Raw genomic sequence first — 14787 nt, forward strand, 5'->3', positions numbered from 1 at the left:
GAAGGTGTTTAAGTGCTATAGCTGGCGGCAAAACCCAGCACGGCATCTGCAAGCGCAATCTTACTACTTAGATCGGTCATCAAGGTCGGCGCCACGCACACTTTAATACCTAAGGCCTCAATATCTTCGGCATAGTGTGCATCGGCTTCATCAAGCACATAGCCATCAAGTAAATCACCGTAATACTCCGCTACCGCAAAGGCCGTTGCTGGCATATTAAGTTCACGCATCATTTTTGCCGCCGGCCCTTTCACGGCCCGGCCGGCAATAATAGGAGACACGGCAATCACCGGCGCCGCTGCTTCCATCAGCAAACGCCGGCATCCCGATAAGCTCAATATTGGGTCTATGCTAACAAAGGGATTGGACGGGCAAACCACAATGGCGGCCAGGCCCTCATCCATCAATAAACTGTGCACCTGCGGATTTAATTGCGCGTCGTCCGCACCTTCAAAATGTAATTCTCGCACTTCGGGCTGGCATTGATCACGCACGAAATATTGCTGAAAATCTAACCAGCCCTGATCGGTATTTACCTTGGTGGCAACCGACTGTTCCGACATCGGTAGCAATATATGCTTTATACCCAAGCCCGCAGTAATCTGTTTTGTCACCGCCGACAAAGACTGATCGGCACGTAAAAGCTGCGTTCGTAATATATGAGTCGCTAAATCTTGATCACCTATTTGAAACCACTCATCGCCGCCCAGTCTGCGCATGGCGATGAGAGTACGCCAAGTTTCATCGCGCAAACCCCAGCCACGCTGCTCGTCATTTAAATCTGCAAGCGCGTACATCACCGAGTCGAGATCGGGACAGATGCGCAAATCCCAATAATCGAAATCATCACCGGTATTCGCAACAATGGTAAGTTGCTCGACAGCCAATCTTGCGGCTAAACCACGACATAATTTAGCACCACCAACACCGCCACTTAAGGCCAGTACCTTGCCGCCTACGCCGGCTTCTATGTTAGCCATCAGCGAAACATATCCTTTTCTCGATCTCGAATTAAGGCCGCAGAGCCAGCAGTTGAAGGGCGCAATTTTGCACCGCGAATTAAGACTACGGGCAATGCCTCATCACCCTGCCCCATCATAAAAGAGGCCGCCGCCGCCAACTCATCGGCCACCGCAACTTCGGTGACCTCAAGTGGCCGGCCATACAAATCGGCTTCACCCACTCGATTTTCCAGCGCTTCAAAGCCGGCGGTAGCAATGGCAAACCCGAGTGTGCCATTACGCCAGGCACGGCCGGCACTGTCATTGATAATAATATTCACGTTAACGCCGGTGCTTGCCAATAGCGAGGAGCGCAACTCTGCCGCACTGTGGTCAGGGTTTTCTGGCAACAGTAGCAAACGCGGGCTGTCCTCATCACTATCAATATTAGAGCGATCAATCCCAGCGTTAGCGTGAACATAGCCAAGTACATGCTCGACGATAACTACACCCGGCCGCTTACGGATAATCTCGCGAGACTCATTCAACAAAACCTGCATATGACGCGGGTCTTTGTCACATTGTTCTGCTAATTCAACAGCTTCAGCACTAGCCTGTATATCGTTTAAATAGGCGTAGCGTCCCTCGGCTTTAGATACAATCTTTTGCGCCAAGACCAATACATCGCCATCTTCCAAGACCAGTTCTGAGGAAGCTAAAGCCGCAAGAATAAGCGCTGCTATATCATCACCGGGCTCCACCAAGGGAATACCCGGCACGGCATGAAGAAAAAGTGGAGACGTCATAACTGGATTAATGATCCAATCCCGTTAATTTAATGCCCGCGTGACATTTATATTGTTTGTTTATAAAGATGAGTAGTGATGTCATGGCCTCTACCGCAGCGGCATTGGCGATGCTCCCAGCATGAAAACCGCGCAAACCCGCTGCCTCAACCAATTCGATCACCTTAGCGCGGGCTGCTTTATTGTCACCACACACCAGCACATCGCAATCCATACCTTGTCCATCTTGTAAATGTACTGCTGCCACATTTTGGAATGCCGATACCACACTGACGCCCTCGCCCAGAATATTCTGCGCTATCTGTCCAGCTGAGCCTTCAGCAGGCAACTGCACCCGCGCCACTTTTGGCGGCACTAAAGGCACAGTAACATCGATCAGAATTTTACCTTCCAAAGCCGCTTTTACACTTAGGAGGGTGTCAGCATGATGGGCAAACGGAACTGTCAAAGCAGCAATATCCGCAGCCTCGGCCGCTGCAACATTATCCATCGCCGCTACCGAAACGCCATCTACACCGCGCTCTTGCATCAACTCTCGCAGTGCTTGCGCCGCCACCTCGGCTTTTTCTTGGGTGCGCGACCCAATAATAATAGGATAGCCCGCCTCAGCCCAACGCCGCGCCAAACCCGTACCCAAACCGCCTGTACCACCAAGAATTGCCACAATGGCTTTGCTTTCAGTCATTCGAAACTCTCTATTTAATGATGCAATTAATTAACTTAGCAAGGGCAGCGCGAATCTCTTCGTCAGCAACCAAGACCGTCAAAACATATTGTATTTACAGATTAGTGTATACGTCTTAATGCACCACGAATACTGTCAAAAACGGTCTATCCTCAAACAAATAAGATCGTTTTGCTCGCCCCGTTTAAAACCCACCCGCCAGTTAAATCAAATACTGAGATCTAGCCGGTTTACATCAACAGCGCATATCTAAAAATGTAACCCAGTCAGCGCAGTTACCCATTTTAGAGTAGTCCCTTCAGACTAGCCGCTGCCAGAATAAGCGGTATTCCTCGCCATCTGGGCGTCTTAGACTAAGCAGCAAAAGCGTTACCCCAGTAAAGCCACTTCCGGCAGCACAAAAATGCGTTAAACTTATGCCCACTCAATTTAGCTGCATTCTGGCAGCCACACCCTAAAAGAGCGACCTAGCAAGTCGACAACCGAATTAAATATAAAAAACACTCAACGTGTAGTGCGGAGTTAGAATGCAGGACAAATTAGATTTCAAGGACAAGATCGTTATCGTTACTGGTGGCGGCAAAGGGGTTGGCAGGGGTATTAGCGAACGTTTCCTACAATGTGGGGCAAAGGTCATTATCTGTGGCCGCAGCGAACCTGAATCACTTCCCTGTGCAAACGGCGAAAATGCCGTGTTTCTTCCTTTGGATGTTCGCGATGCTGACGCAATTCAACTGTTTGTAGATACCGTTGTCAGCGACTTTGGTCGTATCGACGTACTCGTTAATAATGCCGGCGGCGCACCCGCTGCAGATGCTGCGACAGTCTCTCCGCGCTTTTCAGAATCCATTATCCGTTTAAACTTACTCGCGCCACTAAATTTTTCACAGTCTTGCAATAAAGTCATGCAAACTCAGAATAGTGGCGGCGCCATTATCAATATCGCCTCGGTGAGCGCAATCCGCCCATCGCCCGGCACCGCAGCGTACGGCGCGGCCAAGGCAGGCTTAGTCAGCCTAACAAGCTCTCTCGCAGTGGAATGGGCACCTAAGGTGAGAAGCAATACCATCATCGCCGGTCTGATCCGCACAGAGCAAGCCCATCTGCACTATGGCGACGAGGCAGGTATCGCCGCTGTCGGCAACACCATCCCCCTAGGTCGAATGGCGGTACCCGAAGATATTGGCGACGCCTGTGTGTTTTTAGCCAGTGATCTCGCCTCGTACATAAGCGGCTCGACGCTAACCGTACACGGCGGCGGCGAAAAGCCCGCATTTTTAAGCGCCTCCAACGCAGACTAAGACCCGCGTCACATTTCTGGCAAGCTAGGCTTGCCACTCAAATTCTATTTTTCCGCCTGATTACTGCAGCTGCAGGGCTGTAAGGTAGTGAATAGCCGCAATTCACTACGCAAACTATGTATACCCACTTCGGTTATCTCGAATAATCATACTCGCCCGGCAGTAGTACATTGGCCAACAAGTAAGGAGATTGAAACCACTCGACGCGACGATCAACAATCGCCTGCCGCCGACAACCAACGAGGCGCGACATGACTCCTAAGCAAATTACTATCGTACAAGCGCAGCTACCCACAGTGAAATCCATCGGCAAACCCTTTGCGAAAGTGTTCTACGCTCGACTGTTTCAGTTAGCGCCAGACCTTAGAACACTATTCTCCGAAGGCAAACACAGAGATCGCCAGCTCATAGACACACTCTGCACTACCGTGAACTCTTTACAAAACATGGATGGACTCAGGGTAGTAGCCCACAATATGGGGCAGCGCTACAGCGAACTAGGAGTAAGCGAACGCCATTATGATTTTTTTATGCAAGCGATGCTGGAAACATTAGGCATGGCGCTGGGCGACGAGTTCAGCGGCGAAGTAAAAGCCGCATGGCTAAACTTATTAACCACACTAAAAGACACCCTGCTTGAAGCGTGTAACTACCACGAAATTGAACACCCTGCCTGGGGTAGTGAAGTACCGATGGCCCTGGTAGGCTAGAAGCTAACAATGAGAAGAATCAGCGTTTGTCGGGCAATGCCGTTAAAAACACTAAGGTGGTTGAAATGGAGTCTGAAGTAACATAGCCATTCACACCCTTTTCCACGGCGCGCATGATGCCTTGAAGAGTGATCTGACCGCTGCCGGAATGCAGCCAAACTAAACCACCCACATTAGCCAAAACCGCAAACCCAAACACCAGCCGAAAAGATACTTTCTTGGTTTTATGACGCAGGCCTTGCTGGGCAATAATCGCCCCGGGCCAGCCGCCAGCAAGGGATAGTAGCTGCAAGGTGTTTTCGGGTACTCGCCAAGCCCCTGTAAGCGCCGCCTTTTTATCCTTAGCATAATAGAAATAACTCACCAAACTAAGGCACAAAATCAACAGTGCAATCAGCGGTGGTGTATAGCCAAGATAATAAGACAAACCCAAAAACAAACTCACTATAGCGACAATAACGTAAGCGATTCTCATCGTATAAGCTCAAATAGTCCGTATTTCAAACGGTGGACTTTACCACGCTATACAACAATAAAGGCCCCAAAAATGGAGCCTTTAAGTATCTAACAATTAGTATTTATATTATCAATTCACTCGCACTATTTTTAAGGTATTAGTGTGTCCATCCATACCGACTTGATCACCGGTGGTACCTAGAATTAAGTCGTCGGTTTCAACATAGCCTTGCAAGTGAATGGCCTTTACGCAGTCGTCTATTTCAATCCCTGCTGAGGGGCTGGAAATAGCATATACACCGCGATATAAGCTGACCCGATTACAGGTGGACGGGTTGCGACTAAAGGCAAAAATAGGAATGCCCGAGGTCAGTCGAGACATCAGCAAGACCGTTCTACCAGTCTCCGTCATCGACACGATGGCTTTAACGCCGATTTGATGGTTGGCCGCGTACACCGCGCTCATTGCGAGGGTCTCTTCAACGGATTCGAATTTGCGCTCAAGCCGGTAGCTAGACTTACGCGCCGAGGGATACAATTCCGCGCCCTCGCAATTGCGCGCCATGGCTGTCACGGTTTCTACCGGATACAGGCCCGATGCGGTTTCCGCCGACAGCATCACGGCATCAGTGCCATCGAGGACGGCATTTGCCACATCAAATACCTCAGCGCGGGTGGGAACCGGACAGCTGACCATCGACTCCATCATTTGCGTGGCAGTAATAACGGGACGGTTTAGCACTCGCGCACGTTTAATAATGTGCTTTTGGAGGCCGATTAAACTCGCATCACCAATCTCTACGCCAAGATCACCCCGCGCCACCATCACACCATCACAGGCGAGAATTAAAGCATCTAAATGCTCATCGTTTGCGACAGCTTCCGCACGCTCTATCTTGCCGATAATATGCGCAAAGCAGCCTGCACTTTCCAGCTTAAGCCGGGCATCTTCAATATCTTCTGCACTACTGGGAAAGGATACCGCGATAAAATCGAGATCCATCCCTGCCGCCAGTTTAATATCTTCCATATCTTTGTCGGTTAGCGCTGGTGCTGATAAACCGCCACCCAAGCGGTTAATCCCTTTGCGGGAATGCAACTTACCGATACTCTCTGAGCGACAAAACACTTGCTCGCCAACGACTTTATCTACACTTAAACGCAGCCGGCCATCGTCGAGCAATAAAATATCACCAGCACTAACTGAGCGCGCTAAGGGCTCATAATCTACGCCAATGTGACTCGCATCGCCCTCGCCATCGGCAAGCTGGGTGTCCAATATCAGTTCCGTGCCCTTTTGCAGCTCAACCGGATCCACTGCCAGCTTACGCAGGCGAATCTTCGGCCCCTGCAAGTCTCCTAATAAACCAACGTAGCAACCTGCCTCAGCAGCCAACTCACGTATCAGCGCGGCGCGAGCTGCGTGCTCAACGGCAGTGCCATGAGAAAAATTCAATCGAAACACATTCACCCCGGCGCTAATCATCTCAGCGAGTGTTTCTCGAGAGTCACAAGCAGGTCCGACCGTGGCTACAATTTTAGTTCGACGCATGAATACCGCTATCCTTTAAATAAATAGTGAGCGAAAACCCTATGTTACACCTCTCCTTGCCACACGGCGACTAAGCAAAGGAGTAGTTTTTGTGACATTAGATTTTATCCTCTCACGGAAAACTCAAATTTCAGGTATAAAAAAACCCGGATATACCGGGTTTTAAAACGCTACAGCGCTCACATTCGCATTTTTTTAGCGACGAGAGCAGCAACGCTGTCCATAGATCCCCTATAAAAAGAAATCGCCGTTATCCATACCCAAGCCCAGACCGCCAAGATTGCGGGCAAAGCTGGTAGGGTTATTCGCTACGTGGGCTCTGGCAGTGTGAATATCAAGGAAACGCTGCTGAATCTCGCTGCCAAGGAATACCGACTGACCACCCGCCACTTCAAACAGCGAGTCGATAATCTCAATACTCTTAGTGATAACCAGCGATGCGTGATAGCGGTAGCGCGCGCGGTCTTCGACTGGAATAGCTTGGCCTGCTTCTGCCATGGCCATCATCTTATCGAAATTAGCGAACAACAGCGCTTCCATTTCATCGATACCATTTACGGCAGCGGCAATTCGCTCTTGAACCTGAGTATCACCGGCAAGTTTAGTAGGATCACCACTCGCCTTATTCAATACCGCATGTTTATACAACTCCACTGCTGACTTACAAGCGCCAATCGCAGGAGTACACACCACGCGAATAAACGTTTGCGCCCACGGCAGTTGATATAACGGCGCGGTATTGAGCGCTTGCCCGGGGTTAGTACAGGCAAAACCGTCAGTTTGCTTGTGGGTCATATAGTCCGGCACAAACACATCGTCGACCGCAATATCATTACTACCTGTGCCTTCTAAACCCATAGATTGCCAAGTATCAATAATCTTGTAATCACCCTTGGGCACCAAGAAGGTCCGGTAGCCGTCACCGGGAATAATTGCGCCAAGCAAAGCCCAGGTGCAGTGATCACTGCCGCTAGACCAGCCCCAACGACCGCTCAATTTAAAACCGCCGTCAACAACGGTCACCTTACCCATTGGCGCATACGATGAAGATACCCGAGTATGAATATTGTCACCCCAGATTGCCTGCTGCGCACGATCATCCATGATGGCAATTTGAAAGGCGTGAACCGCAATAATCCCGCTTGCCCACGCCGTAGACATACAGCCTTCGGCCAAGGCAATTTGCATGCGGAAAAATTCCTGCGGTGTCAGCTCAAGTCCGCCGTAGCGCTTAGGCTGTAGGGCAAGAAAAAAACCAATATCCTGCAATTCGTCGATAGAAGCCTGCGGTACTTTACGTATCGCTTTCGTTTCTGGCGCCCGCTCGCGTAAACGCGGTTGCATCTCGCGTATCGCCGTCATCATCTCAGCAGCTGAAAACATGTTTGCATCACTTTTAGCTTGCGCTACGCTCATCGCACTTCTCCTGTAACCATTCTATTGGCGAGGCGACCACCATATTGTGACTAGCCCAACCATGACATATATCAATGCGACTATCAGCCGCCGCAAAAACCGAAGCCAGACTAGGCGTCCGGCATATTAAATTTGTGGCCCCACAAACTTGGCAGGCTAGTAACAGTTGGAGTAAATCCTTCCCAATCCATTTGTAAACCGTCGGTACCAAACTCCATGGCGAAACCGGTCGGCGTTGCCATATAGAAAGACAACATATTGTCATTGGTATGACGACCCAAGGTTGACACTACAGGGATCTCCGCCGCTTCAACGCGATCCAAGCAATAACCCACTTCGTCAACATCAGTCACTTCTAGCATCAAATGGACACAGCCCACAGGATTAGCCGGATCTTCATACAGTGCCAAACTGTGATGACGGGGATTGTTCACGTGCATAAAATGCAAGCCCTGCCCAGGATCAGCAGGGTCTGGCGAAAATTTGAAATGCATATAATCGCTATCACCAAAGCCTAGCAGATCTTTGTAAAAATCGTGGGTTTCTCCGAGTTTCGCCGCCGGCAACACCGCATGACCAAAACCCATATCGCCATTAAAGCCGGTTTCAAAACCTGAAATACCTTTTGGCGATATAAATTTAGCGTAATCTAGCTCGCCACCCCAGAATAGCTCAAGGCCATTGCCCGAAGGGTCTTGTAGGCGAATCAAACCGCGAACCCGACGTGCTTTTGCGTCCGCCTCGGAACCCTCTTCAAATGCGACACCGGCGGCTTTCAATTCAGCCTTGGCGGCGGTCAAACCGGCTTCGTCTGCCAGCTCCCAGCCACAGCGAGCCAGTCGATTCTGATCTGACTTAACAATGGCAAACCGATAAGGCCGGGTATCCATTTTCAAATATACATTGCCGTCCTCGGGCATGGTCGGTGCAACCATTAGTCCCAAGATGTTACTACCATACTCTAACCACTGCTGCGGGTCCGTTGACTCAATAACCACATAAGCTAAGCTGCGAACATCCATTACTATTTCCTGTTATTTTCTAGATTTATCAGCTATTTGCTATTGCGCAATCCACCACGTACTCACGCTTTTCAGCAAAGGCTTCGGGCACATCGGCAACATCTAAGTAAAACTGGTTATACCATTGACGCAAACGGTTGATAGGACCATCGCCGTCACACAGCACTGGATTATCTACCCGTGTTTTGGTGTGCCAGATATGCACATCCTGAAAGAATGCTGTGCGGTTCTGCTCAACATATTGGCGGGCCATTTCATCGTTCTGCTCGTCGCTCATGCCGGCAATTTTCTTCACCGCTACACCAAAGCGCAAATCAAAACTGCCTTGATTAATCGGCACATGGGTCACCAATAGGCGTGAAGCTATGTCCATACCCTCAGCTTTCCCAGTCATAAACGTATTCATATACGCAGGGCCGTGGTAGGTGGCCTCGGAACTCAAATCACCATCTTCAGCCAGCAGCTCTGAACCACCGGTTAACTCCTGACGGTAGGTATGCTTGTACACGATGTTCTTGAATTCTTTTATGGGCGCGCCATGTATAGGACCAAAATGGGCGACATCTGCCATATTATCGATAAGCTCTCGAGCATTGGTGTTGATAGTCATCAAATCCATATGCCAAATCGTCCAGTCATCGCTAAACAGATCATCAATGCGCGGCGGACGCTGCTCTTCAATCGGCGGATTCCCTTCGGGATCAAACCACATAAACAGCAAATGGTTTTCTTCTAAGGTCGGGTAACTGCGAATCACCGCTTTAGCTGGAATACGTTTGGCATAAGGTATTTCATCGCAAACACCGTCTGCACCCCAACGCCAAGCGTGAAAAGGACAGCGAATAGAATTGCCCTCCACACAACCTTCACTCAAGTCGGCGCCCATGTGTGGGCAGTAGCCGTCAAGAATATGCATCTCGCCGTCTTCGCCACGATAGGCAACCAGACGCGTACCGAAATAATTAAGTTTGACCGGCGTGCTAGTATATTCACTCGCCAAACCGAGACAGTACCAACCACGGGCATAGCGATCGGGTAATTCCGCTGCCTCAATAATATGCGGCTGGCGCGGCACTTGCGCTACCTGACTCATTGTTATTCTCCTTCAGACGCGTTTTTTATATGGGTTCTACATGGTGAAAAATTCTCACACATGCCCCCCAGACACACCATCCTCCGTTTAGACGAGCCAAAAATTATAAATAAGCACCTGTTTTCATTAATATTTTCCTTGAAATACAGAAAGCAGATAGCAGCTATTACACACTCACAAGCAGCGTGTAAAAATCAGCCCTTACGGTATCCTCCACCAAACCCAGCCGTTACAATGAAATACTAAACCTAAAAGTTAGACATCCAAAAACGTAAGAAATAAAAACTCAGCGCCCCGCTGAGGCCAACACCAACATCCTTTGCTAATAAATTACAGGCGCCAATGGCTAGTAAAAAATCATCGAATAAATCCGCACCCGATAAACACGAACGCAAAGTTGTCAGCATCAGCCTTCCCGGCCGGCCGGGGAAAAACGCCATGCCCGCCGAACAAGCCATCAACTTTGCCAAGCAGTTAGCGAGCGATGGTAAATGGCCAGTGGTTATTGTGCTGAGCCGCCAGCTACTAGCACAAATACCCCAGCTAACTCGTGCCTGGCCCCTGCTATTTCAGGGCCTCACCGAAACCGGCGACTACAGCGGGCTCGCCGCCGCAGCAGCGGAACATCTGGCTAGCAAACCTCGTGACATCAGCGCGCTACTCTCGCAAGCAACCGCACTGCGACTGCTAGATCAGCATGAGCAGGCCCTACAATCGATTGCGAAAGTCCTACGCTTAACGCCTGCCAATACCACGGCACTCAATCACCGCGGCGTAATACTAAAAGAAATGGGCAATATGGATGACGCCCTAGAAACCTTTAATCGCTGCATCCGGCTCGCACCTCAAGATGCTTACGCGTACTGGAATAGATCCGATTTATTCCACGACATTAGCGATGCAGAGCTTGATAAAATGGAGACCGTGTTAAGCAAGCCCTCGCTCACTGCCAAAAATAAAGCCCGGCTGCACTATGCACTGGCGCGCGGTTATGAATTTTGTGGCAATAGCGAAAAACAGTTTTTGCATATCGAAAGTGGCGCAAAACTAAAGCGCAGCTTGCTTGAGTACAACCACGTCGAAGAAATGCAGCAGCTGCGAGATATTCCCATCCATTTCAGTGCAGAAGCACTCAATCAAACGCCGTTAGACACCGAACCACACGGCGCCACGCCAATATTTATTTGCGGCCTGCCACGCAGCGGCACTACCTTGGTAGAACAGATTCTCTCAACGCACTCCATGGTCACCGCCGGCGATGAGCTAAACGCACTCCCCCGCGCAGCGGCTGCCTTATTGCAGCAAAAACGCATCGACAAACCCTTTCCTCTTTGGGCAAAAGATTTAAGCCCGGCGGACTGGCATAGCATTGGCGAAAGCTATCAAGCAATGACCAAGAACCTTCATGGCACTGCGTTTTTCACCGATAAATATCTTCAAAATTATAAGGCGCTGGGGTTAATTCACCTTGCCAAACCGGAGGGCAAAATTATTTTCTGTCGGCGCAATGCCATGGATAATTTATGGGGGTGTTACCGCCAATATTTTTCAGACGGCCTGCGCTTTACCTACGACCAGCAGGAACTAGCTGATAGCTACCACGGCGCCTCCGAGCTTTACCGCTACTGGCAAAAAGTCATGCCAGACAAAGTATTCTTTCTTGAATACGAAACCTTAATTAGCGATTACGAAGCCACTGTTAAGGCGCTACTGGCATTTATTGGTTTGCCATGGGAAGAAGAGTGCCTGCACTTTTACAATAATCCCCGGGCAGTCAGAACGACTTCGGCCACCCAAGTAAGATCACCCATCAATGCCGGTCGAATAGATCAATGGCAGAAGTTTGAGCGCCAGCTGCAGCCCATGTACCAAAGACTGCGCGAGCTTGGAGAAATCGAATAATCCCGAGCTGCGATTTTAGCTCAATGAAAACTCGGTATACGCTAACGGGGAATCGTCAAAATGCCTCATTCTCGGCATACACGCGAACGGTGAGCCCTAGCTCCTCATCCAAGGAAAGCGCGATGGTCATTGGCCGGCAGCAGACTTCGCAGTCCTCAACATACTCGTCGTCCCCGGCAGACGAATCCAGTAGCAATTCAATAGCTTCACCGCAGTATGGGCAGTGTTCAGAAATCGATTCTAGAGCGTTCAATAGACAATCTCTCTGTAGTATATGAGTAGCTGCGGTAACAAACACATATCGAATAGTCATTCATAAAATGTAAGTTTGCTGCGATTTACTAAAATCACGCTTCCGCAAATCATACATTATTACTAGCCAAAAAAAGGGGCTCGTTCTGAGCCCCTTCTTGATGTTAGCAGTAGCGCCGCAGATTAAATCCAGCGGCGAACTGGCTGTCTCTGCGCAGTGATTTTAAGCAAGATCAAAGCGATCTAGGTTCATCACCTTAGTCCACGCCGCCACAAACTCGGTGACAAATCGCGTCTGCGCATCGGCACTGCCATAGACCTCTGCCAAAGCACGTAGTTGGGAGTTAGAGCCAAAAACTAAATCAGCCCTCGTGCCCGTCCATTTCACTTCGCCTGTGCTGCGGTCACGACCTTCAAACTCTTCTTCAGATTTTGACGTCGCCTTCCACTCGGTGCTCATATCTAGCAAATTCACGAAGAAGTCGTTACTAAGTGAACCCACATTTTTGGTGAATACGCCGTGTTGAGTTTGACCATTATTAGCTCCCAACACCCGCATACCGCCAATAAGCACTGTCATTTCTGGCGCGCTCAATGTCATCAGCTGTGCACGATCAAGCAATAATGCCTCTGAAGCGACCGAGTATTTACCCTTCAGGTAATTACGGAAGCCATCGGCGATTGGCTCTAGTGCAGCAAATGACGCGACATCGGTTTGCTCCTGCGATGCATCCATACGGCCCGGCGTAAACGGCACAGTCACAGAGTGCCCAGCGTTCTTGGCAGCCTGTTCGATACCCACACTGCCAGCCAACACGATCAAATCAGCGAGCGACACTTTCTTCGTTCCGCTGTTAAATTCACTCTGAACACCTTCGAGCGCTGCAAGTACCTTGGCCAATTTTGCGGGCTCGTTCGCTTCCCAGTCTTTCTGTGGAGCTAAACGAATACGAGCGCCATTTGCACCACCGCGCATATCCGAACCGCGGAAAGTAGAGGCCGAGGCCCACGCTGTAGAAACTAGCTCAGCAATCGACAATCCCGTCGCAGTGATCTTGGCTTTAAGCGCGGCAATATCGCCATCGTCCACCAATGCATGATCCACTTCTGGAATCGGATCTTGCCAGATCAGTTCCTCCGCCGGCACTTCTGAACCGAGGTAGCGCACCCGTGGCCCCATATCGCGGTGGGTTAATTTGTACCACGCCCTTGCGAATACGTCGGCAAACTCTTGGGGGTTCTCGTAAAAACGTCGAGAGATCTTCTCGTAAGCCGGATCAGCACGAAGTGCTATATCTGTGGTCAACATGGTGGGCACATGACGTTTAGTATCGTCATAGGCATCGGGAATCACACCCGCTCCAGCGCCATCTTTAGGCTGCCACTGGTGGGCACCCGCAGGGCTCTTAGTCAGCTCCCACTCATAGGAAAACAGGTTTTCAAAATAGTTATTACCCCACTGAGTGGGTGTACTAGTCCACGTCACTTCCAGACCACTGGTAATGGCATCTGCACCTTTACCGCTGGCGTAGCTGCTCTTCCAGCCGAAACCCTGCTGCTCTATGCTTCCGCCCTCCGGCTCAACGCCAACCAGGCCGGCATCACCTGCGCCATGGGTTTTACCAAATGTATGACCACCAGCAATGAGTGCCACAGTCTCTTCGTCATCCATCGCCATACGGGCAAAGGTTTCACGAATATCGACGGCCGACGCCAGAGGATCAGGCTTACCATTTGGGCCTTCTGGGTTCACGTAAATTAGCCCCATTTGCACTGCGCCAAGCGGGTTTTCTAAATCTCGATCACCGGTGTAACGCTTATCATCAAGCCACTCACCTTCAGCGCCCCAATAAATATCTAACTCAGGCTCCCAAATATCTTCGCGACCGCCGGCAAAACCAAAAGTTTTAAAGCCCATGGTCTCTAGCGCTACATTGCCGGTGAGAATCATCAGGTCAGCCCAAGAGATTTTCTTACCGTATTTTTGCTTAACGGGCCATAGTAATCTGCGTGCCTTATCAAGGTTGCCGTTGTCTGGCCAGCTATTGAGGGGCGCGAAACGCTGACTACCACTGCCAGCACCGCCTCGACCGTCAGCAATACGGTAGGTACCCGCGCTATGCCATGCCATACGAACAAATAAAGGACCGTAATGACCGAAATCTGCAGGCCACCAGTCTTGGGAGTCGGTCATTACCGCCGCGATATCACTCTTCAAAGCAGCTAAATCAAGGCTTTTAAATTCTTCAGCGTAGTTAAAATCATCGCCCATAGGGTTAGACTTGGCCGAGTGCTGATGCAACATATCGACCCGAAGTTGGTTTGGCCACCAATCGCGATTTGTGGTTCCTGAACCCGCAGCGTGGTTCACCGGACATTTGTTATTTGACATAAAATCGTTTCCCTTCGTTAGTAAAAGTCTTATTTGCCCTACCTTTATAGCCCTAGCAAGCCCAGCTATCCAACTGTACTTATCAATCGAGCTGATAGGTTTTAACTGTTGACGATGCTTTCAGAAACTAACAGCACCAAAATCTCCACGCAGATTGTTACGCGGCGCAAGGATACTCAGACCATCAATGAACCCTAAGTAGCTAAAATAACAGCAGAGTTTGATCTAAGTTATTTTTAGTAAGCCGGCAGATTTGAGC

13 protein-coding genes are annotated in these 14787 nt (G+C 49.9%); 3 read left to right on the top strand and 10 right to left on the bottom strand.

What is annotated here, in order from left to right; translation table 11 throughout:
- Positions 1-8 precede the first annotated feature (8 nt).
- From cofD to npdG, 3 genes are read right to left on the bottom strand one after another with little or no spacing between them, the layout of a single operon-like run.
- Positions 9-980 carry a 2-phospho-L-lactate transferase gene (gene cofD, locus AB4875_RS13620; RefSeq protein ID WP_368376602.1) on the bottom strand — a complete coding sequence of 324 codons (972 nt, stop codon included), beginning with the start codon at positions 978-980 and terminating at the stop codon, positions 9-11.
- Positions 980-1747 (bottom strand): coenzyme F420-0:L-glutamate ligase, encoded by a 768-nt coding sequence (cofE, locus tag AB4875_RS13625; RefSeq protein WP_368376603.1) that lies wholly within the window; start codon positions 1745-1747, stop codon positions 980-982. Before cofE ends, cofD begins: the two co-directional genes overlap by 1 nt.
- Before the next feature lie 7 nt (positions 1748-1754).
- Positions 1755-2432: an NADPH-dependent F420 reductase gene (gene npdG / locus AB4875_RS13630; RefSeq protein ID WP_368376604.1), complete on the bottom strand. Its 678-nt coding sequence runs from the start codon at positions 2430-2432 to the stop codon at positions 1755-1757.
- 527 nt (positions 2433-2959) lie between these two features.
- Here npdG and AB4875_RS13635 point away from each other — a divergent pair.
- Entirely contained in the window at positions 2960-3733 is a 774-nt protein-coding gene (locus AB4875_RS13635; RefSeq protein ID WP_368376605.1) for an SDR family oxidoreductase, read from the top strand.
- A 251-nt stretch (positions 3734-3984) separates the two neighbouring features.
- Complete coding sequence (locus AB4875_RS13640) at positions 3985-4443, top strand: globin domain-containing protein (RefSeq protein ID WP_368376606.1); 459 nt, start codon at positions 3985-3987, stop codon at positions 4441-4443.
- Between the two features lie 19 nt (positions 4444-4462).
- Here AB4875_RS13640 and AB4875_RS13645 read toward each other — a convergent pair whose 3' ends face one another.
- The 5 genes from AB4875_RS13645 to AB4875_RS13665 all read right to left on the bottom strand — a co-directional run bounded on the left by AB4875_RS13645 (position 4463) and on the right by AB4875_RS13665 (position 9982).
- Positions 4463-4918, bottom strand: a complete 456-nt coding sequence (locus AB4875_RS13645) for a DUF1294 domain-containing protein (protein WP_368376607.1) — start codon at positions 4916-4918, stop codon at positions 4463-4465.
- A 111-nt stretch (positions 4919-5029) separates the two neighbouring features.
- Positions 5030-6451: a pyruvate kinase gene (pyk, locus tag AB4875_RS13650; protein WP_368376608.1), complete on the bottom strand. Its 1422-nt coding sequence runs from the start codon at positions 6449-6451 to the stop codon at positions 5030-5032.
- A gap of 231 nt (positions 6452-6682) precedes the next feature.
- The gene (locus tag AB4875_RS13655; RefSeq protein ID WP_368376609.1) at positions 6683-7867 is read right to left on the bottom strand and encodes an acyl-CoA dehydrogenase family protein; all 1185 of its coding nucleotides are present in this window, start codon (positions 7865-7867) and stop codon (positions 6683-6685) included.
- Between the two features lie 110 nt (positions 7868-7977).
- On the bottom strand, positions 7978-8889 hold the full coding sequence (locus AB4875_RS13660; RefSeq protein ID WP_368376610.1) for a VOC family protein: 912 nt from the start codon (positions 8887-8889) through the stop codon (positions 7978-7980).
- A gap of 28 nt (positions 8890-8917) precedes the next feature.
- Positions 8918-9982, bottom strand: a complete 1065-nt coding sequence (locus AB4875_RS13665) for a 3-ketosteroid-9-alpha-monooxygenase, oxygenase component (RefSeq protein WP_368376611.1) — start codon at positions 9980-9982, stop codon at positions 8918-8920.
- Between the two features lie 342 nt (positions 9983-10324).
- Here AB4875_RS13665 and AB4875_RS13670 point away from each other — a divergent pair, with 342 nt between their 5' ends.
- On the top strand, positions 10325-11884 hold the full coding sequence (locus AB4875_RS13670) for a tetratricopeptide repeat-containing sulfotransferase family protein (protein ID WP_368376612.1): 1560 nt from the start codon (positions 10325-10327) through the stop codon (positions 11882-11884).
- A 55-nt stretch (positions 11885-11939) separates the two neighbouring features.
- On the opposite strand, the gene AB4875_RS13675 is transcribed toward AB4875_RS13670, so the two are convergent.
- Both AB4875_RS13675 and katG read right to left on the bottom strand, forming a co-directional pair.
- Complete coding sequence (locus AB4875_RS13675; RefSeq protein WP_368376613.1) at positions 11940-12137, bottom strand: CPXCG motif-containing cysteine-rich protein; 198 nt, start codon at positions 12135-12137, stop codon at positions 11940-11942.
- A 222-nt stretch (positions 12138-12359) separates the two neighbouring features.
- Complete coding sequence (gene katG, locus AB4875_RS13680) at positions 12360-14528, bottom strand: catalase/peroxidase HPI (protein ID WP_368376614.1); 2169 nt, start codon at positions 14526-14528, stop codon at positions 12360-12362.
- Positions 14529-14787: the final 259 nt, after the last annotated feature.

Source organism: Zhongshania sp. R06B22, from assembly GCF_040892595.1.
GTDB lineage: Bacteria > Pseudomonadota > Gammaproteobacteria > Pseudomonadales > Spongiibacteraceae > Spongiibacter > Spongiibacter arctica.

What these genes read in the sequence shown, in the direction of transcription:
- cofD (WP_368376602.1), bottom strand. Translation starts at nt 980, where the DNA reads ATGGCTAACATAGAAGCCGGCGTAGGCGGCAAGGTACTGGCCTTAAGT.
- cofE (WP_368376603.1), bottom strand. Translation starts at nt 1,747, where the DNA reads ATGACGTCTCCACTTTTTCTTCATGCCGTGCCGGGTATTCCCTTGGTG.
- npdG (WP_368376604.1), bottom strand. Translation starts at nt 2,432, where the DNA reads ATGACTGAAAGCAAAGCCATTGTGGCAATTCTTGGTGGTACAGGCGGT.
- AB4875_RS13635 (WP_368376605.1), top strand. Translation starts at nt 2,960, where the DNA reads ATGCAGGACAAATTAGATTTCAAGGACAAGATCGTTATCGTTACTGGT.
- AB4875_RS13640 (WP_368376606.1), top strand. Translation starts at nt 3,985, where the DNA reads ATGACTCCTAAGCAAATTACTATCGTACAAGCGCAGCTACCCACAGTG.
- AB4875_RS13645 (WP_368376607.1), bottom strand. Translation starts at nt 4,918, where the DNA reads ATGAGAATCGCTTACGTTATTGTCGCTATAGTGAGTTTGTTTTTGGGT.
- pyk (WP_368376608.1), bottom strand. Translation starts at nt 6,451, where the DNA reads ATGCGTCGAACTAAAATTGTAGCCACGGTCGGACCTGCTTGTGACTCT.
- AB4875_RS13655 (WP_368376609.1), bottom strand. Translation starts at nt 7,867, where the DNA reads ATGAGCGTAGCGCAAGCTAAAAGTGATGCAAACATGTTTTCAGCTGCT.
- AB4875_RS13660 (WP_368376610.1), bottom strand. Translation starts at nt 8,889, where the DNA reads ATGGATGTTCGCAGCTTAGCTTATGTGGTTATTGAGTCAACGGACCCG.
- AB4875_RS13665 (WP_368376611.1), bottom strand. Translation starts at nt 9,982, where the DNA reads ATGAGTCAGGTAGCGCAAGTGCCGCGCCAGCCGCATATTATTGAGGCA.
- AB4875_RS13670 (WP_368376612.1), top strand. Translation starts at nt 10,325, where the DNA reads ATGGCTAGTAAAAAATCATCGAATAAATCCGCACCCGATAAACACGAA.
- katG (WP_368376614.1), bottom strand. Translation starts at nt 14,528, where the DNA reads ATGTCAAATAACAAATGTCCGGTGAACCACGCTGCGGGTTCAGGAACC.